Below are 18,743 nucleotides of genomic sequence, written 5' to 3'. Positions count from 1 at the left end.
ATCAGCATGTTTCACAGCGTTCCGGCTGTTCCACGTGCAAAAGTGGAACGCTTTGCCGGCGTGGATACACAAATTTGTGCTTCGCCTCAACACGGTTGGAGAAGGGTTGAGGTGCGGTGACCGTTTGCTTATGTCGAACTTACGTTAAATAAAGAATGGAACTAAATACATCTTCTTTGGTAATAGATGTAACCAGACTTACGAAGTTTTGGAAACTTCGTAAGTCTTTTCCTCTAATTGATATTGTTAATATTGATAATTCCTTATATCCTGCACCGCATTAATGGCCACAGCTTCCTGGCCAAATCTTGCAACCGGTGGTACTATTGCCTGCTTTTGAATTACGTGCTCCTTTATTATCTGTTTCTTTTCAACTTCCTCAACATTCATATCAGCACCCGAGAAATACATCTTTAAACACTCCAAAAAGTTTTGAATAGCCGGGGTTTGTTTACAGGTGGCGGCAAACCAGGCCCGTTTTGCAACGCTATGGTGCAGTGGTTTTGTAACAATATTGCGACCAGCAAGGTAAGGTTCAACAATCCAGTCGGCCATAACGGTGATGCCAAGGCCTGCGTTCACCATTTCGAGCGTAGCATCGGTATAATGAATGCGATGCAAAGTTTTTGGCTTTACATGCTGCGATTGGATTAGTGATTCTATGATCGGCGTATCTTGGTATGATGGGTCGTATAGGGGTAATATCAACTCTTCCCCCTGGAAGTCTGCAATCTCGATAATGGCCTTTTTCGCAAGCGGATGATCCTTACAGATAACCGCTACCAGCCTGTCTTCAAAGATAGGTTCATAACGGATCCTGGTGTTCACCATCTGGGTACGAATGATACCGATATCGAGGTCGCCGTTCATCAAAAATTCCAGCGGCCTGCGGGTTGCATCGCTCATTATCTGGATGTTAATGTCAGGCCATTGCTTTTTGTAATACTTAATAATGCCGGGTAACCAGTGGTACGCAGTATAGCATTGCATGCTGATGCTCAGGTTCCCGGTTCTGCCGTTTTTGTAATTATTGATGTCTTCTTCCAGCGATTTTATTTCGGCTAAGATCTTCTCCGAGCTCCGCAAAAAGCGATAGCCTTGTTCAGTTAAATGTAATCTTTTTCCCTGTCGGCTAAATATTTCAACGTCCAGCTCGCGCTCCAGCTCCTTTAATTGATGGCTTAAAGCAGACTGTGTTAAACGCAAAGTACCGGCTGCTTTAGTTAAAGTACCGTCCTTTGAGATGGTATCGATAAGGCGGAAATGATGCAGTGCTATATTCATTATTACTTTTACTAATGATTCTCACAAAATTAATTCATTTTTTTCATATAGAACCGAATTATATTTTTGCAGTGTTAAAATTACACATATGTTAAACACCTCTTCAAAACATATCATCTTCGGTTTTTTGAGTGTTTTAATTGTTTCAAAGGCGCAAGGCCAAAAACTACTTACCATTAAGGATGCCGAACAACTTGCACTGGCAAACTATGGTACCATTAAAGCAAAAGCAAATCAACTTAATGCTTCAAAAGCATTCTTAACAGAAACCAAAACAGAGCAGCTGCCTGATGTAAATCTTTCAGCCCAGCAGGATTATGGTACTACTAACGGGCAAAATGGCCCGCTATATGGTTACCGTGGTTTTAGCGTGGCGTCATCAGGCCCGGCATTAGCAAAACAAAACTGGAATTCAGCCTTTGGCTCGTTGTACTTAGCCAACGTAAGCTGGGATTTCTTCTCGTTCGGCAAGGCAAGGGAGAAAGTAAAGGTACAGCGATCATCTGTATCGCGCGATGAAACCGACCTGGTACAGGAGCAGTTTCAGCACGAGATCAGGGTGGCAAGCACCTATTTAAATTTACTGGCAGCACAACAGCTCAGCAAAGCATCAGAAGATAACCTCCAACGGGCTATCGAGCTGCAAAAAGTGGTTGTTGCCCGGGTAAAGAACGGCCTGAATGCCGGCGTTGACTCATCACAGGCAAATGCCGAAGTATCAAATGCAAGGATTGCACTTACCAACAGCAGGCAAACGGTGCAGGATCAAAGCAACCAACTGGCTGTATACCTTGGTATTCCGCACCAGGATTTTTTGCTTGATAGTGCCTTTATAACCAAACCGCCTGCAAATGCCAATCCTCAGTCAGCAATTACTACTGAAAATCACCCCTTACTGCAGTTTTACCAGAACCGTATAAACGTAAGTAATGAGCTGGCTAAATATTACAGCACTTTCAGCTACCCCACTTTTAGCTTTTTTGGTACGTACCAGGGCAGGGGATCGGGCTTTAAAGCTGATTATGGCTCAAATTTAAATGATTACAACAGCAGCTACGGCGCAGGAGCCGATCCAACCCGTTACAATTACCTGGTTGGCATAGGGATGATCTGGAACATTACCAATCCGTTAAGGGTGCATTACCAGGTGAAATCGCAAAAATATACATCAGCACAATTTAAGGATGAGTATGATTTGGTTAGTCAGCAGCTTATTGCGCAGCAGGCGCTTGCCGAAACCCGCATCAGCAACGCACTCAAAAATTATAACGAAGTGCCCGAGGAAGTGAAAGCGGCATCAGATGCTTATCATCAAAAATACGCGCTTTACAAAAACGGATTATCAAACATAGTTGATTTTACACAAGCGCTGTATGTGCTTAACCGTGCCGAGGTTGACAGGGATATAGCCCAGAATAATGTTTGGCAGGCCATATTGTTTAAAGCTGCAGCAGCCGGCGACTTTGGGATTTTTATAAATAACTTTTAATACAACTAACAAATAATGGGAATGATCAAAGGTGCGCTGCAAAAACCAATTACCATACTGGTTATAGTGGCAGGATTGCTTTTCTTTGGTATAAATGCAGTAAAAAGTATTAAGATAGATATTTTTCCGGACCTTAATTTACCGGTTATCTATGTATCACACCCTTATGGTGGTTTTACTCCAAACCAAATGGAGGCTTATTTTGGCAAGCAATACGTTAACTTGCTGTTATTCGTATCGGGTGTTAAAAGTATCGAAACTAAAAACATCCAGGGTTTAACATTAATAAAAGTAACGTTTTACGAAGGTACTAACATGGCCCAGGCCGCGGCGGAGGTGACGAGTTATACCAACAGGGCGCAATCCGCATTCCCTCAAGGATCTCAGCCGCCATTTATTTTAAGGTTTGACGCCTCTACCTTACCGGTAGGGCAGCTGGTGCTGAGCAGTCCCACGCGGTCAAACAACGAACTGCTCGATTTTGCATTGGTATATGTGCGTTCGTCATTTACCTCGGTACCTGGCCTTGTTGCGCCGGCACCGTTTGGTGGTAACCAGCGTACAGTAGTTATTAAGGTTGATCCGGAGCTGCTTCGTTCACATAACCTAACGCCCGATCAGATTGTACAGGCACTGCGTGATAATAACCAAAACACGCCGGCCGGTAACGTAAGGATTGGCGACCTGAATTATCTGACACCTTCAAATACAACCATCAAGAAAATTCCTGATTTTGGCAATATCCCTTTATTTAAAAATGGGATTCAAACCGTGTTTCTGCATGACGTTGCCACGGTTGAAGATGGAGCAGATATTACTAACGGCTACGCTTTAATAAACGGCAAACGATCAGTTTACCTGCCTATTACCAAGGCAGCGTCGGCATCAACCTGGGATGTGGTTCAGAACCTTAAAAAGGCATTGCCAAAGTTCCAGGCCCTATTGCCGCCGGATGTTAAGCTGTCGTTTGTTTTTGATCAATCGGTATATGTAATAAACGCCGTAAAAAGTTTAGCGGAAGAAGGCGCTATTGGAGCCGTACTTACCGGGTTAATGGTGTTGCTGTTTTTGGGTGATAGAAGAGGAGCGCTGATAGTTATATTAACTATCCCAACCTGCGTTATTTCGGCAGTTGGCTTCCTGTATCTTTTCCATCAAACTATTAATATCATGACGCTGAGCGGGCTTTCGTTGGCTATCGGAATCCTGGTTGATGAATCCACGGTAACTATTGAGAATATTCACCAGCACTTTGATATGGGCAAACCCAAGGCACTTGCTATATGGGATGCCTGTAAGGAAATCGCTTTTCCTAAGCTGCTGATCCTGTTCTGTATCCTGGCGGTGTTTGCTCCTGCGTTTACCATGACGGGGATTCCCGGAGCATTGTTCCTGCCATTATCACTGGCTATTGGTTTCTCAATGATTATTTCTTATTTGCTGGCCCAAACCTTTGTGCCGATTATGGCTAACTGGGTAATGATAAACACCCACGAAGATAAAAGCCATGCCGATGGGTTTGCATTAGAGGATGAAGGTGAGCCATGGCAGCAAAAAGAACTGGCTATTAAAAATGCCACTAAGCAAAATGGCCACAAACTTACCGGGTTTGATAAGTTCAGGATACGTTACCTGGCTTTAATGGACAGGATGTTCCCTAAAAGTAAGCTAATAGTTAGCGCCTATGTGATTGTAGCCTTCGGACTTGCATTTTTACTATTTAGCGTTATTGGGCACGATGTTTTGCCAAAAGTTAATTCGGGTACGTTCCAAGTACGTTTACGCGGGGCCGACGGCACAAGGCTTGAGCGTACAGAGGCAAGCACCATTAAAGCATTAAAAGTGCTGCAAAACCTGGTTGGCAAACAAAATATAGAAATCACATCAACCATGGTGGGTTCGCATCCTTCATCATTTTCAACAAACCCTATCTACCTGTTTATGGCCGGCCCTCAGGAGGCCGTTATACAGGCAAGTTTGGTTGAAGGCTATAAAGAAAACCTTGATGATTTGAAGGAACGTTTCAGGGCGGCTATGAAAAAGGAGCTGCCGGATATCAAGGTCTCGTTTGAGCCGATAGAGCTTACCGATAAAATTTTAAGCCAGGGATCGCCAACGCCTATTGAAGTGGCGCTGACCGGCAAAAATAAACTGCAAAATGTGGAGTATGCCAACAAAGTTGTAAAAAAGCTAAATGAGGTAAACTATTTACGCGATGTACAAATTGCACAATCATACAAATATCCAACAATTGATATTAACATAAACCGGGTTCGTGCAGCAGAGTTGGGCGTAAGCATTAATGACATATCGCGTACGTTAACCGCGTCAACATCTTCTTCACGGTTTACCGAGAAAAATAACTGGATTGATGAAAAGCCTAACTTAAGCTACCTTGTACAGGTACAGGTACCGGAGTATAAAATGGCAAGCATTGATGATATTCGCCAGATCCCGGTTTTGAGTAACCAGCCGCGCCCTGTTTTAGGTGACGTTGCCGATATTAAAAAAGGGTTTACCTACGGCGAAAATGATAACATCGGCGCTGTGCCAACATTATCAGTAACTGCCAACATCAATAAAAAAGATTTAGGTACCGCAACAGATGCTGTGAATAAAGCAATCAAATCATTAGGTAAATTGCCACGGGGTTTAACTGTTGAGCTGCGCGGGATGAGCCAGACATTAACTGAGACTCTGGACAGCTTACAAACAGGCTTGCTGGTAGCTATTTTAGTTATCTTTTTAATGCTGGCAGCCAACTTCCAGTCGTTTAAAGTATCGTTAGTTGTATTATCAACGGTGCCGGCAGTTCTGTTTGGCTCCTTGCTGCTGGTGAAAATAACCGGCGCAACGCTTAACCTGCAATCGTATATGGGGATGATCATGTCAGTAGGTGTATCTATTTCAAATGCAGTACTATTGGTTACTAATGCCGAGGAGCTGAGAAAGCACAATGGCAATGCACTACAATCTGCCCGCGAAGCTGTTGCATTGCGTGTGCGCCCCATATTAATGACCAGTTTGGCCATGATAGTAGGTATGATCCCAATGGCATCAGGCCTGGGTGAGGGTGGTGATCAAACGTCGCCGCTTGGCCGTGCGGTTATTGGTGGCTTGTTTGCATCAACCTTTGCAGCCCTGTTAATATTACCGCTTGTATTTGCCTGGGTACAAGGCAATACCACAACTGATTCTGTTTCGTTAGACCCTGAAGATAAAGAAAGTAAATTTTATGTCCCTTTGCATCACCATGAACACTAAAAAAAATAGATCCCTAATTGCCATAATGGCGTTATTTATATCCGCAGGCTTACTAAGCTCATGCGGCCCCGATAAAAAACAGCAGGAGGAACAGGCGCAAACTGTAGCGCAAACCGATGCTGTTGAAACGCCAACTGTTACTTTGGTCCCGGTGGAAAAGGGTAAGCTAAGCTCATCCATTGCGGTTCCCGGCGAGCTATTGCCTTACCAGCAGGTTGACCTTTATGCAAAGGTGAACAGTTATGTGAAAAAACTATTGGTTGATATTGGATCAGAAGTTCACCAGGGCCAGTTATTGGCAACTTTGGAAGCTCCTGAGATCAACTCGCAGTTGGCAGGTGCACAATCACGCATCCAGCAGCAGCAGGCCATTTATTTTGCCAGCAAAGCAACTTACGACAGGTTGTTAAGCACCAGCAAAACTCCCGGTACTGTTTCGCAAAACGATCTGGAACAAGCCGAGGCCAAAAAGAACTCCGATCTGGCAAATGTTGAGGCTGCAAAATCAGCCTATAAGGAAGTAGGGGCAAGTGTTGCTTATTTAGAGATCCGAGCGCCGTTTGATGGTGTAATAACCGCCCGTAATGTTAATTTGGGTGCTTATGTTGGTCCGGGTGGCAAGGGAACTGATCCATTGTTTGTTTTGCAGGATCAGAAAAGGCTGCGCCTGGTAGTTTCCGTGCCAGAAAACTCTACAGGTGGTTTAACCAATAAAAACGAAGTGACCTTTACGGTTCAGGCATTGGGGAGTCAGAAATTTACGGCAAAGATCCAGCGTCTTGCTGGTGCCCTTGATGAAAAATTACGTTCAGAACGCTTGGAAATGGACGTTTACAACAAAGATAAAAAGTTGTTGCCGCACATGTATGCCGACGTAAATGTTCCCCTGCCAACACGCGACAGCACGATTATATTACCAAAAACAGCAGTGGCAACATCAACAGAAAAAGTTTTTGTAATAAAGGTGGTTAACCATAAAGCCGTATGGGTAAGTGTTAAAAAAGGCATTGAAACCGCAGATAAAGTTGAAGTTTACGGTGATATTAAACCCGGTGACCAAGTAGTTAAACAAGCATCAGACGAGATAAGGGATGGCTCGACGGTGAAGTATTAAACATTCCTTTTGTCATTGCGAGGTACGAAGCAATCGCATGCTATACAGGGCGAACAGGAAGGTATAGAACTTGCACTGCGGTTGTGTATAGCGTGCGATTGCCACGCTGCGCTCGCAATGACAAACCCCAGTACCTCCTCCGGTAACTCGTGGTTGGCGTTTCATTTTTGCACACGGAACGGGTGGAACGCTGTGAAACACCCTCATTATCAGTTGATTTACTTTTAGTGAATCTGCAAATAGCTGATAATCAAACTATTTGAAATTATCTCTTTTGTCTCGTCCTGGAAAAAAACGTAACTGCCTTCCGTTTTCGCACAGGGCGGTGCCCTGTGCTGATGGATTAAAGCCTTTCAGGCTTATAAATTCACTTGAAAAATATTTGTCCTGACCCTGAAAGGGGCTAACCCATTAGCGATGGGCAACGCCCATCGTGATAATTGAGGATTCAAACTGTGCTGATGGATTAAAGCCTTTCAGGTTTATAAATTCACTTAAAAAATATTTGTCCTGACCCTGAAAGGGTCTAACCCGTTAGCGATGGGCAACGCCCATCGCGATAATTGAGGATTCAAACCCATCGAAATGAAAAAAACCGCGTTTAATTTAGCCGGTTTATAAATTCACCCTACTGACAAAACACTGTCAGCACATTAACGGCTGCAATCAATTAAATTTGATGTAAACGTTATTCCCATGCCAAGCAACCCACTTTCCGAACGCCCGCCCATCATCGAACAACTGCGCGCTGAAAGCCGCGGACTGCCGCTCCGCCCTGCCAAAAGAAGCCGCCAGGAACCCTCACGACCCAGTCCTGAAGACTGTCGCCGCATGTTTACCATTGAAAATGGCAACCGCTGGCTGGAGCTGGCCCGGCGCGAACCCGAAGCCAAAATGCTGTTTGGCGAGCTTTGGCACCAGGGCGAACTGTGCATGCTGTTCGCGGATACTAACATCGGCAAATCGGTGCTGGCCGTGCAGCTAGGCGAAAGCATTGCACGCGGACAAAGCATTGCGCCTTTTACCTGCCAGGCCCCGCCTGCCCGGGTGCTCTACATCGATTTCGAACTGAGCCAGTCGCAGTTTGGGCTGCGGTACACCAAAGACAAAGAGGATCACCAGTTTTCGGATAATTTTTTCCGTGCACAATATAATTTCATCCCCGACCCGCCGCCTAATGTCAACGAAAACGAGCTGCTCATTGCCGCCATAGAATATAAAGTAAAACAGGCTAAAGCCACCGTACTCATTATCGATAACATTACCTGCCTGCGCGGCGGCACCGAAAATTCGGCAGTGGCGCTTGCACTCATGAAAAGCCTTAAAGCGCTAAAAAACGACCACAACCTATCGATCCTGGTACTGGCGCATACCCCAAAACGGCGCAACGCCACACAACCCATCAGCGCCGACGACCTGCACGGCAGCAAACTGCTCATCAACTTTGCCGACAGCGCCTTCGCCATCGGCAAAAGCACCCTCGACAATGATCTTTGCTACCTCAAACAAATCAAGCAGCGCAACACCCGCCAGCGCTACGGCCACGATAATGTATGCCTGTGCCGGATCCAAAAACCCGGCGCGTTTTTGTACTTCAAGTTCGAAGACTACAGCGCAGAACGCCATCACCTGCTTAGCCGCAGCACCGCAGATCGCCGGCAATTGGCAGATAAAATAGCCACCCTATCCGCTGCCGACCTCAGCCAGCGCAACATCGCCAGACAGTTGGGTATCAGCCCGGCTACAGTTAACCGACTTATCAGATGTGCGGATGTGCAGATGCGTGAATGTGCGGATGAGGAAGGATGTGCGGATATGCAGATGCATGGATGTGCGGATGGAGAAGAATGTGCAAATAACCTAATGACCAATGACGTAATGCCCAATGATCAAAATGCAGATGCACTAATGACCAATAACCAAAATGGATCTGCACCAATGACTAATGACATAATGACCAATGACCAACATGCAGATTCACCAATGACCAATGACGTAATGACCAATGACCAAAAAGCATCGCAGCATGTAAAGTTCAACCCCGAATACGACCGCAAAACATCAACAATTGATAAGCTACTCACGCCGGAACTGCTGGATCAAATATTACAGACGACGACGCACGAAAAAGCATCTGCACAAATCCCCCCCCTCCCCCCAGGCTACCATGATCCCACATCTGCAAAACAACCATGACGACGATCTGCCCGCTAGCCAGCGGGCTACCGCTTTGTAGAAAAATAAACGCATGATATTGTGCCTCATCGAGCAATGTCATTAAGTTAAGGGATAACACAAACGTGACTCTCCCCAAAAGCCTGGTAGCCCCCTCTAAATCTCCTCCGCTGGTTAGCGGAGAGACTTAGCTTCGCCCGCGTTTGTTTTTTTCAAGTCCTCCCTACCGGGGAGGATTTAGGTGGGGCTACTGGACATTGCTATGTGGTTTGTTATCACCAGCGTTCTCTTAACTTAATGACATTGCTCATAGAGCTTACCCTTCTACATCAATGCATGTTTATCTTGCTATCTGAGGGCAGCACCTAACAGAGCTGTTAGCTGCTTATTTGATATTTCTACAAAGCGGTAGCGCCTAAGGCGCATAAAAACTTGTGGGTAACCTTAAACCCCTGGAAGGGCAGCGAGCCGTTTAACCCCCACGCACCCGGCTATTGCTCACCCAGCAACCATGCCGCAAAAAGATTTTTCATACCCAATTAAACACTAAAACCATGACCGATGAATTTACCGCCTGGTGCAACCAATACTACCAACTCACAAAACTGTTTTCAGAGCGCTGTGAACGCTTCAAAAACCTGTTAGACAATGCGCCGCCTTATAGCAGGCAAAACAGTTTAAACGATATAGACGACATGATCAGCTATGACCGCAAGGTACAAGCTGCTAAAGCGAAAGGGGACAAAACTTTTAAGGAGCTGACAGAGACCAGGCGCACTATCCTGAAGATTATGCGACACTTTGAGATCCCACCCCGAACCATACTCATCGGCCAAATACCCGGCGAACTGGAGTATGAGATCTGGGCCAACGAAAAGGATGACCTTTTTATTGGCAAAATCAGGGACCTGCCACAAGAGCCGGAAAACCCCAATATTATATATATTAAATGTTGGAAGGATGATAAGGGTGAGGAGGATGATTGATAACCCGGTACAGGAAATCACGAATCGCATTTGCACTTTTGGTAGCTGTTCAGTCTGGCCCCAGAGGTGAAATAACCCGTGAAATCCCCCCGCGCGTCATTGCGAGGAACAGCCTGTCCCGAACTTGTTTCGGGAAAGCGATCTATGCAAAGGACAATCAAGGAACCTCAATGTTTTGGAAAGGATACAGCCGGATGCATGGTGGCAATTTAGCAGGCGGAGCACGATAGCCCACTTCTATGACTCGCGTTGCATTCCCGCGTCAGAAGAGCGATTAAATTCCCCCCCCCCCCGCCGGTTCAAGCGTCCCGCTTGAATCCAAACAAATGTAAGCGTCCCGCTTACATTAACCCCTTTGCAATATCAGAAAATATTCCACATATTTATTACCATGCAACGCAACGCCTCAACCGACGAACTTTACTTCGTGACCTTAACGGTAGTAGACTGGATAGACGTATTTACCCGTCGTTATTACAGTGATTTTATTATTGAAAACCTTGCCTGGTGTCAGCAAAACGCAAACCTAAATATTTATGCCTATGTCATCATGACTAACCCCCGCCGGTTCAAGCGTCCCGCTTGAACCCAAACCAATGTAAGCGTCTCGCTTACATTAACCCCTTTGCAATATCACAAAATATTCCGCACATTTATTACCATGCAACGCAACGCCTCAACCGACGAGCTTTACTTCGTTACTTTAACCGTAGTAGACTGGATAGACCTATTTACCCGCCGCTATTACAGTGATTTTATTATTGAAAACCTTGCATGGTGCCAACAAAACGCAAACCTGAATATTTATGCCTATGTCATCATGACTAATCACATCCACATGGTAGCCAATGTTACGGATGGATCATTAGGCGATGTATTGGGGCGCTTTAAAAGCTACACATCAAAAGAACTTTATAAGATGATAGCCGGCAACACACAGGAAAGCCGGCGTGACTGGATGCTGAAAGCTTTTGACAGGGCAGGTAAGCACAACCCTTTAAATGAAAAACATCAGCTTTGGCAAAACGGCAATTACCCGGTTGTTCTTTACACCCCGGCGGTTATCGAACAAAAAATCGATTATACTCACGAAAACCCGGTACGGGCGGGGTTTGTTGGTTCGGCACACGAATACTGGTATAGCAGTGCGAATCCTGAAAGCCCGCTGAAGGTGATTTGGTAACGTCAGCGGGACGCTGACCGGCATTTGGGTTCAAGCGGGACGCTTGAACCGGCGGGAGGGATCTAAATAAAAAAAGCCGGATCTCACCGGCTTTGTATAATGTTTGGTTGATTTACTTTTTCAGATAGCGCTCAGGTATAGGATGTTGGCGTAAAAATTCTTTTGCTTTTTCTGCCTTTTTAACAAAGTAAGGCTCGTTAGCGTAATCTCTCACCTTATCGCTAATCACATCTTGTTGCAAAGTGTCTTGAACTGCTTTCTTAACTGTAGACATATCAATCCCTCCAGTTGTTCGTGGCCTGTGCCTCCGGTTCGCTATTTACTCTTATTCCCCGGTAAAGTTATTTTACTTAACGCCTTTTTTGCGTCTTCCACTTTTTTTACAAAAAATGGGTCATTAGCGTGACTTTTAACATTGTCTATCACAATAACATCGCCGTAACCTTTTTCAATTACTGCTTTCTTAACTACAGCCATAACAACTATTTATTTATTCTGTCTATCAAATTTACTGCTTTATTTCCTCTTTACCAAGAATCCCTCATAGTTGACATTTTTTTGAAACTCATAGGAAATATTATCTATAACACCATGCACCTCAAAATCTATGCTAAGTTCTTCCCATAACCGGGTAATACTCATTTGGTATAATCTTGTTCTTGCTGGGGTGCTGCCTCTCGCATATATATAATGGTTGCCATAATGATTACAAAAAGCATGGATAGTGTTGGCTACTGTGGCTAATACCTTGTCCCTATCCTTGTTATCGGTAATTACAATATCACTCACTATGCCAGTGTGCGGGTCTACATCACCAAACGCCAAATTGTAAATAGGTGGATCGTCCTGGGCTTTTGTGAACATTACTGTTTTTTTAACCCGGCCTTTGGGCCCATCGCTATAAAACTCATAATCCTGATAATCGGTTGTAAAAGACGCGTAACGATCTAAGTGCATAGATTAATTATCTGTGGTTAAAATGTAAACTTAATTAAATGAATTTGAAACCCCCGCCGGTTCAAGCGGGTTTGAACCGACGGGATAAATCTTCTCACCCCAGCACCTCCTCCAAAACCTCATGCGACTTAATATTCCCAAACCCCTCAATATGCAGGGTATAATATTCCAACAGCTTACTAATCAGATACCGGCGCTCGTCATTGCTTAGTTTTACTACAGCAATGGTTTCAAACGTGCATTGCAGTAACACAGTAAAGTTTTGCGTATGCGGTGGCGAAAGGTATAAAACAGTATCGGGCTTATACTTACTGAAAACCCCGTTCTTCAAATCAAAATAATCAGCTTCGCCGGCAAGGTAACGGTCAGGGTAAAAGCCCAGGTAACGGGTAAGCCTTATTAAAAAAAGCAAATGAAAATTAGCAAGCCCTTCGGTTTGGTTATCCAGCCATTCAATAGCGCTAAATGCAAAATCAAATAACTGCTCATCTGCCGATTGCTGCTTGATAGCTTTGTACAGCACCTCGTTTAAAAACATGGCTACGCTGCTTTTAATAACATCATAGGGTATGGTTAGCAAAGGAGGGGAGTTTTTAAGCTCTTTTATCCGTTGCACATTGCCTGTTTCCTTATGATAAACTATCATATCAAGCAGGTGCAGCGGCTGCAGCATGTTGCGGCTTATTTTTGCTTTTGGCTTTTTTGCCCCGTTAACCATGTACGATTGCAGTCCGAACTTTTCTGTAAACACCTGCACAATTACACTGCTTTCACCGTAATCAGTAGTTTTAAATACTATGCCGCGGGTTTTATGCAGCATGGCTTATCAGCAATAATAGCTTTGGTAAAAAAATAATGATCCCGGTAATAAGGGCAAATGCTGCGGAAATAACAACAGCGCCGGCCGCCATATCCTTTATCCGGCCCGCTTTTTCATTGTAACCGGGGGATACAAGGTCTACCAGTGTCTCAATCATGGTATTAAAGATCTCGGTAACCAGCACTATGGTAATGCAAAGCATCAGCCATTGCCATTCGCTTGTTGCTATATGTAAAAAATAGCCCAGCAGCAAGGCAATTGCAGTTGCAAACAAATGAATCCTGAAATTTAGCTGACTTGTGGTAGCATAAGCCACCCCTTTAAATGCATAACCAAAGCTGCGGATAAGTTTTTTCATTTATACAAATCTGCACATTTCAAAACATTGTCACAATCTCATTTAATCAAATCACTTGATTGATCTATTTTCGTAGTTTAGCCCCCCTGATACTCTATTGTAAATGATCTGGAAAAAGCTTGCTGATCTTATTTTAAAAAACCGGCTCCTGATATTAGGCCTCATTGTTTTGTCGAGCCTTTTTATGGGCTACCAGGCAAGTAAGGTGCGCATAACTTTTAACGGCGGGAAGGTGCTGCCTGTAACTGATTCTGCCTACATCAGGTACACGCAGTTTAAAAAAATGTTCGGGCAGGATGCAAATACCATGGTGATTGGCTTTAAATCACCAAAGATCTTTGATAAGGATGTTTATAACGATTGGTATACTATAGCCAATAACGTTAAAAAAATAAAAGGCATTAATGGTGTTATATCGGTAGCCAACGTATATGATATTACAAAGGATACGCTGCAGCATAAGTATGTATTAAAACCTTTAACTCCCGGTTTACTTGCAAGTGATAAAACTGCCGACAGTGTAAAACAGAAATTTCTTTCCCTGCCATTTTATAAAGGCCTTGTTTTGAGCGATGACGGGCAATCAACCTTAATGGCTATTAGCTTTGATGGCAAAATTATAAACACACCCAAGCGCGTCCCTATTTTAAATACAATATTAAAGTACGGTAAGCAATTTGAACAGAAACACCAGATCCAAATGCATTATTCTGGTTTACCATTGATCCGCACAGTAGCCGGCGACCTGATAAAGAACGAGTTTGTGCTGTTTCTGGGCTTATCGTTGTTAATTACCGTTAGCATCCTTATCTTAATATTCCGCTCGTTTTATGCCGTATTTTTTCCGGTTGTGGTGGTATTGCTTGGTGTAACATCTAGCCTGGGGATCTTGGTGCTTATGCATTACGAAATTACCATACTTACAGGCATAATGCCGTCGCTTGTGGTAATAATCGGGATCCCAAACAGCCTGTTTATTTTAAATAATTACTATTACGAGTACGCCCTTACCGGTAATAAAATGCAAGCGCTGCATTCCACAATTGCAAAGGCGGGCATTACCACTTTTGTTGCCAATGTTACTACCGCCATTGGGTTTGCTGTGCTATGCCTTACCAACAGCGAACTGCTAATCCAGTTTGGTATGGTGGCGTCAACCAGCATTATGGTAACATTTGCCTTAAGTATTATCCTGGTGCCCATTATTTTTAGTTATTTACCAAAACCTAAAGACAGGCAAAGCAAAATAAAAGACCGTAAGCTTACACAGGGAATTTTAAAACAGCTTGACTACGTTGTACATAATCATCGCAGAACAATTTACACTATAACCATAGTTCTTGTAATTGTATGCATCTATGGTGTAAGCAGGATAAACGTGAACAGTTACGTTGTTGACGATCTGCCCAAATCAAATAATACTTTGGCAGATCTTAGGTTTTTTGAAACCAACTTTAAAGGCGTTTTACCACTGGAAGTAAGCATTGATACTAAACACAAAAACGGGGTGATGAATAATGCGGTTATCCGTAAGGTTGAAAAACTGGAGAAGCTGATTTCATCTAAACCTGAATTTAGCCGCTCATTATCATTAACCCAGGGACTGAAATTTTTAACACAGTCGTTTTATGGGGGTAACCCGGCCTATTATCGTTTACCCAGTGGAATGGAACAGGGCTTTATCTTAAGCTATGCAGGTAACTCGGGCAAGAGCAGTGATATGCTTAAAAGTTACCTTGATAGTACCCGCCGGTTTACAAGGGTTACTTTCGAGATGATTGACATAGGATCAAGCAAGATGAATACAGTGCTGGCCGATCTGCAGCCGGGTATTGATTCTATATTCAATCCTAAAAAATATCATGTAGAATTAACCGGGTCGAGCATTATATTTATAAAGGGTGCTAATTACATGGTTAAAAACCTGTACGAAAGCCTTGCATGGGCCATATTTTTAATAGCCGGTGTAATGTGGGTGCTGTTTAGAGGGATAAAGATGATAGCCATATCCCTGCTGCCAAATTTGATCCCGCTGGTTATTACAGCAGGAATTATGGGTTTTTTCGGCATTCCGCTAAAGCCATCAAGCATACTTATTTTTAGTATAGCCATGGGCATCTCGTCCGATCAAACCATTTACTTTATAACCCGGTACAGGCAGGAGCTAAAGAGTACTAAAAAAAGCATCTCCACCATAGTTTCAGATACCATCCGCGAAACTGGTATCAGCATGATCTATATTGCCACCATACTATTTTTCGGCTTTGGTATCTTTGCCGCATCTACGTTTGGCGGTACACAAGCATTGGGGATCCTGCTTTCAGTAACGCTTTTGGTTTCGATGATCAGTAATTTGACTTTGCTGCCGGCGTTTTTATTGAGTGTAGAGAAGAGGGAGAAGAAGAAAGAAGTTGATTGAGTTGATTAGGAGAGTGGTTGATTAAGTTGAATAAAACTAAAACCTAATCCAACTTGTTCAATTATAAATGAAATAACCTAATCAACTTAATCTAACACAATCAACCTAATCAACTAAATGAATTTACATCTCACCAACAAAGTAGCAATAGTATTGGCAGCAAGCAAGGGCCTTGGCAAAGCCATAGCCACATCCTTATCTGCCGAAGGTGCTAAGGTTATTATTGGCTCGCGCGATGGGGAAGAACTGGCTAAAACTGCTGCTGAGATCCAGAAGCTTACAGGTAATGAAGTTGTTGCTATCCCGGTTGATGTATCCAGCGGCTATGAGATTAAAAACTTTATTGAACAGGCTGCTGCCAAATTTGGACGGATAGATATTTTGCTGAACAATGCCGGAGGCCCGCCATTTAATAAATTCGAAAATTTTGATGACGATGCCTGGCAAAAGGCTTTTGAGCTTAACCTGCTCAGCGTTGCGCGCACCAGCAGGCTTGTATTGCCACATATGCAAAAAACAGGGAGCGGTCGTATCATCAATATCATCAGCGGATCGGTAAAAGCGGTGCTGGCAAGTTCGGTACTTTCAACCAGCATGCGGATGGGCGTTGTAGGCATGGCTAAATTAATGGCCGATGAGTTTGGTCCTTACAACATCACTGTAAACAATGTTGCACCCGGCATGATCCTTACTGACAGGTTGAAACATACCATTCCGCAGGGTATTGACCTTGAACAAGCCCTTGCGGAAAAAGCGAAGAATATTCCCCTCGGCCGCATAGGTAAACCCGAAGAATTGGCGGCCCTTGTTGCCTTTTTAGCATCTGAGCAGGCCGCTTATATAAGTGGTACAACCATACAGGTTGATGGCGGGGCAAACCGAAGCATTTTTTAATAATTTAAATTTTCAATTACATTTAATCTGTAAAATTTATAGCAGAGCTAAGAATAAGCCCGTTCTTTTTATCTCCGATAGAAATTATTGAATTTCAATATGTTAATGATTTGTTAACATATGAAACACTTTAGCATAATAAAGGTTGTGCCTGTAAGCATCAACGCTACCTATTATGCAAAAACTCTACATTTTACCTGTTAGGAAAATTAAACCTGGCATAATTAAAAACCTAAGAAACATAAAAACTTTATGTGTTCTTCTCCTGATCTCAACAAGTGTTTTAGCCCAAAAAGTTACCCCCATTGATACCATAAAGCCAGGTAAGGGCACTACCCAGGAACAACTGAAAAACATAAAAGCAGTTAAGGTAAAACTCCTGTCTGATTCAACTGGCGGTCAACCCAAAAAAAATCCTGGCATTGATACCACCTTCCGCAATAAATACGGTGATCTTTTAAATGATGATATAAAGTTTAACCCCAGGTATCCAATGTGGAAACCTACCGTTGAAGTTTTAGGGATAAACGTATTCACCAATGCATTAGACAGGGCCCTTGGCGAAGATTTTTCGCATGTAGGCCCTGCTTCATGGAAGTTCAATATTCAAAAAGGCTGGGAGTGGGATTCAGACAGGTTTGGGATAAACTTCATTGGTCACCCTTACACCGGCTCTATGTACTTTAATGCGGCGCGTTCCCAGGGCTACAGTTACCTGCAATCAATTCCTTTTGCAATTGGTGGCAGTTTAATGTGGGAATATTTTGGCGAAACTACCCGCCCATCATACAATGATGTAATTAATACGCCGGTAAACGGGGCATTTTTGGGTGAAATATTTTATCGGCTTAGCTCAAACATCCTTGATGACCGCACAAGGGGAGCAAACAGGGTTTTTCGTGAAATTACCGCCGGACTTATTGACCCGGTACGTGGACTTAACCGCTTATTGCAGGGCAAATCTTTCAGACATACTACAACCGAAGTTTACCAGAAGGAACCCCTTAATGTTACCTTATTTGCAGGGGTACACAAAATAAATGATGCTAATAGTACAGTTTTTGGCACCGGGCCAACTGAAATATTATTAAATGTTCAACTTGATTATGGTAACCCCTTTGAAGATATTTACCGCAAACCATTTGATTTTTTCAGGCTCCGCACTGAGTTTAGTTTCGGATCCGGAAGGAAGCTGCTTGATAATTTAACAGGCTATGGAATTTTATTTGGAAATAACACCAATATAGGTAAGCTATCGGTAATGTACGGCGCATTTCAGTATGATGATTATTGGGATAATAAAACTTTTGAGTTAGGCGCAATAGGTTTAGGCGGCGGAGTGTTCACTAAATACCCAATAAGTAAAGATGTATCGCTTTATACCAATGCGCATTTTGCACTGGTGCCTTTAGCGGGTAATAGTACCCGATTCGGCCCGGATACATCACAGGTTCGGGATTATACTTATAATGACGGTATTGAGGCCAAATTTGAAAGTACTATTAACTTTGGCAAGTATGCTAGTGCATCATTTGTATATTACTATTTCTTAATGCATACTTACGTTGGCCAGGCCGGCAATAATAATATTAGTATATTAAAGCCACGTGTTACTTTCAGGCTGTTTGAGAATGTAAGCCTGGGTTTTGAGCATTTTATATATTACGATGACCGGTATTTAAAAGCATTACCGGCCGGCATTCACTCGGTTAGGACGGAGCAAAAGATCTTCCTGTTGTGGTTTCTTGAAGATCCGCAACGTAAGGGGCGATATAATTGAACACAGAATCAAGAAGCTAG

The 18,743-nt window shown here is 43.5% G+C and carries 16 protein-coding genes; 10 read left to right on the top strand and 6 right to left on the bottom strand.

What is annotated here, in order from left to right; translation table 11 throughout:
• Positions 1-246: 246 nt before the first annotated feature.
• Positions 247-1,284, bottom strand: a complete 1,038-nt coding sequence (locus BUE31_RS15775) for a LysR family transcriptional regulator (protein WP_073404756.1) — start codon at positions 1,282-1,284, stop codon at positions 247-249.
• A gap of 88 nt (positions 1,285-1,372) precedes the next feature.
• Here BUE31_RS15775 and BUE31_RS15770 point away from each other — a divergent pair, with 88 nt between their 5' ends.
• The 7 genes from BUE31_RS15770 to BUE31_RS15740 all read left to right on the top strand — a co-directional run bounded on the left by BUE31_RS15770 (position 1,373) and on the right by BUE31_RS15740 (position 11,495).
• On the top strand, positions 1,373-2,773 hold the full coding sequence (locus tag BUE31_RS15770) for a TolC family protein (RefSeq protein WP_073404755.1): 1,401 nt from the start codon (positions 1,373-1,375) through the stop codon (positions 2,771-2,773).
• Positions 2,774-2,788: 15 nt separating this feature from the next.
• Positions 2,789-6,037: an efflux RND transporter permease subunit gene (locus BUE31_RS15765; RefSeq protein WP_073404754.1), complete on the top strand. Its 3,249-nt coding sequence runs from the start codon at positions 2,789-2,791 to the stop codon at positions 6,035-6,037.
• Positions 6,027-7,151: an efflux RND transporter periplasmic adaptor subunit gene (locus tag BUE31_RS15760; protein WP_073404753.1), complete on the top strand. Its 1,125-nt coding sequence runs from the start codon at positions 6,027-6,029 to the stop codon at positions 7,149-7,151. Before BUE31_RS15765 ends, BUE31_RS15760 begins: the two co-directional genes overlap by 11 nt.
• A 696-nt stretch (positions 7,152-7,847) precedes the next feature.
• The gene (locus BUE31_RS15755) at positions 7,848-9,347 is read left to right on the top strand and encodes an AAA family ATPase (protein WP_073404752.1); all 1,500 of its coding nucleotides are present in this window, start codon (positions 7,848-7,850) and stop codon (positions 9,345-9,347) included.
• A 533-nt stretch (positions 9,348-9,880) separates the two neighbouring features.
• Positions 9,881-10,312, top strand: coding sequence for a hypothetical protein (locus tag BUE31_RS15750; protein ID WP_073404751.1), 432 nt, complete (start codon positions 9,881-9,883; stop codon positions 10,310-10,312).
• 391 nt (positions 10,313-10,703) lie between these two features.
• The gene (locus BUE31_RS15745; protein ID WP_073404750.1) at positions 10,704-10,898 is read left to right on the top strand and encodes a hypothetical protein; all 195 of its coding nucleotides are present in this window, start codon (positions 10,704-10,706) and stop codon (positions 10,896-10,898) included.
• Between the two features lie 75 nt (positions 10,899-10,973).
• On the top strand, positions 10,974-11,495 hold the full coding sequence (locus tag BUE31_RS15740) for an REP-associated tyrosine transposase (protein WP_073404749.1): 522 nt from the start codon (positions 10,974-10,976) through the stop codon (positions 11,493-11,495).
• Between the two features lie 112 nt (positions 11,496-11,607).
• Here BUE31_RS15740 and BUE31_RS31090 read toward each other — a convergent pair whose 3' ends face one another.
• From BUE31_RS31090 to BUE31_RS15725, 5 genes are all read right to left on the bottom strand, one after another.
• A complete protein-coding gene (locus tag BUE31_RS31090) occupies positions 11,608-11,769 on the bottom strand; it encodes a hypothetical protein (protein WP_159440697.1) in 162 nt (53 codons plus the stop codon).
• Between the two features lie 41 nt (positions 11,770-11,810).
• Entirely contained in the window at positions 11,811-11,972 is a 162-nt protein-coding gene (locus BUE31_RS31320; RefSeq protein WP_200801932.1) for a hypothetical protein, read from the bottom strand.
• Positions 11,973-12,011: 39 nt separating this feature from the next.
• Positions 12,012-12,452: a DUF6934 family protein gene (locus BUE31_RS15735; RefSeq protein WP_073404748.1), complete on the bottom strand. Its 441-nt coding sequence runs from the start codon at positions 12,450-12,452 to the stop codon at positions 12,012-12,014.
• Positions 12,453-12,546: 94 nt separating this feature from the next.
• Positions 12,547-13,272: a DNA repair protein RecO gene (gene recO / locus BUE31_RS15730; protein WP_073404747.1), complete on the bottom strand. Its 726-nt coding sequence runs from the start codon at positions 13,270-13,272 to the stop codon at positions 12,547-12,549.
• Positions 13,262-13,630 carry a diacylglycerol kinase family protein gene (locus tag BUE31_RS15725; RefSeq protein ID WP_073404746.1) on the bottom strand — a complete coding sequence of 123 codons (369 nt, stop codon included), beginning with the start codon at positions 13,628-13,630 and terminating at the stop codon, positions 13,262-13,264. The genes recO and BUE31_RS15725 overlap by 11 nt, the downstream gene beginning before the upstream one ends.
• Before the next feature lie 103 nt (positions 13,631-13,733).
• Here BUE31_RS15725 and BUE31_RS15720 point away from each other — a divergent pair, with 103 nt between their 5' ends.
• The 3 genes from BUE31_RS15720 (at position 13,734) to BUE31_RS15710 (ending at position 18,723) form a co-directional block, all read left to right on the top strand.
• Positions 13,734-16,049 (top strand): efflux RND transporter permease subunit, encoded by a 2,316-nt coding sequence (locus tag BUE31_RS15720; protein WP_073404745.1) that lies wholly within the window; start codon positions 13,734-13,736, stop codon positions 16,047-16,049.
• Between the two features lie 117 nt (positions 16,050-16,166).
• Positions 16,167-16,943 carry an SDR family oxidoreductase gene (locus tag BUE31_RS15715; RefSeq protein ID WP_073404744.1) on the top strand — a complete coding sequence of 259 codons (777 nt, stop codon included), beginning with the start codon at positions 16,167-16,169 and terminating at the stop codon, positions 16,941-16,943.
• A gap of 175 nt (positions 16,944-17,118) precedes the next feature.
• Positions 17,119-18,723, top strand: coding sequence for a DUF3943 domain-containing protein (locus BUE31_RS15710; protein ID WP_073404743.1), 1,605 nt, complete (start codon positions 17,119-17,121; stop codon positions 18,721-18,723).
• Positions 18,724-18,743 lie beyond the last annotated feature (20 nt).

It is taken from the genome of Mucilaginibacter sp. OK098 (genome assembly GCF_900142915.1).
Taxonomy (GTDB): Bacteria; Bacteroidota; Bacteroidia; order Sphingobacteriales; family Sphingobacteriaceae; genus Mucilaginibacter.
The sequence above is the reverse complement of the archived record's forward strand: the minus strand, read 5'-3'. Positions and strand labels throughout refer to the sequence as shown.

What these genes read in the sequence shown, in the direction of transcription:
- BUE31_RS15775 (WP_073404756.1), bottom strand. Translation starts at nt 1,284, where the DNA reads ATGAATATAGCACTGCATCATTTCCGCCTTATCGATACCATCTCAAAG.
- BUE31_RS15770 (WP_073404755.1), top strand. Translation starts at nt 1,373, where the DNA reads ATGTTAAACACCTCTTCAAAACATATCATCTTCGGTTTTTTGAGTGTT.
- BUE31_RS15765 (WP_073404754.1), top strand. Translation starts at nt 2,789, where the DNA reads ATGGGAATGATCAAAGGTGCGCTGCAAAAACCAATTACCATACTGGTT.
- BUE31_RS15760 (WP_073404753.1), top strand. Translation starts at nt 6,027, where the DNA reads ATGAACACTAAAAAAAATAGATCCCTAATTGCCATAATGGCGTTATTT.
- BUE31_RS15755 (WP_073404752.1), top strand. Translation starts at nt 7,848, where the DNA reads ATGCCAAGCAACCCACTTTCCGAACGCCCGCCCATCATCGAACAACTG.
- BUE31_RS15750 (WP_073404751.1), top strand. Translation starts at nt 9,881, where the DNA reads ATGACCGATGAATTTACCGCCTGGTGCAACCAATACTACCAACTCACA.
- BUE31_RS15745 (WP_073404750.1), top strand. Translation starts at nt 10,704, where the DNA reads ATGCAACGCAACGCCTCAACCGACGAACTTTACTTCGTGACCTTAACG.
- BUE31_RS15740 (WP_073404749.1), top strand. Translation starts at nt 10,974, where the DNA reads ATGCAACGCAACGCCTCAACCGACGAGCTTTACTTCGTTACTTTAACC.
- BUE31_RS31090 (WP_159440697.1), bottom strand. Translation starts at nt 11,769, where the DNA reads ATGTCTACAGTTAAGAAAGCAGTTCAAGACACTTTGCAACAAGATGTG.
- BUE31_RS31320 (WP_200801932.1), bottom strand. Translation starts at nt 11,972, where the DNA reads ATGGCTGTAGTTAAGAAAGCAGTAATTGAAAAAGGTTACGGCGATGTT.
- BUE31_RS15735 (WP_073404748.1), bottom strand. Translation starts at nt 12,452, where the DNA reads ATGCACTTAGATCGTTACGCGTCTTTTACAACCGATTATCAGGATTAT.
- recO (WP_073404747.1), bottom strand. Translation starts at nt 13,272, where the DNA reads ATGCTGCATAAAACCCGCGGCATAGTATTTAAAACTACTGATTACGGT.
- BUE31_RS15725 (WP_073404746.1), bottom strand. Translation starts at nt 13,630, where the DNA reads ATGAAAAAACTTATCCGCAGCTTTGGTTATGCATTTAAAGGGGTGGCT.
- BUE31_RS15720 (WP_073404745.1), top strand. Translation starts at nt 13,734, where the DNA reads ATGATCTGGAAAAAGCTTGCTGATCTTATTTTAAAAAACCGGCTCCTG.
- BUE31_RS15715 (WP_073404744.1), top strand. Translation starts at nt 16,167, where the DNA reads ATGAATTTACATCTCACCAACAAAGTAGCAATAGTATTGGCAGCAAGC.
- BUE31_RS15710 (WP_073404743.1), top strand. Translation starts at nt 17,119, where the DNA reads ATGCAAAAACTCTACATTTTACCTGTTAGGAAAATTAAACCTGGCATA.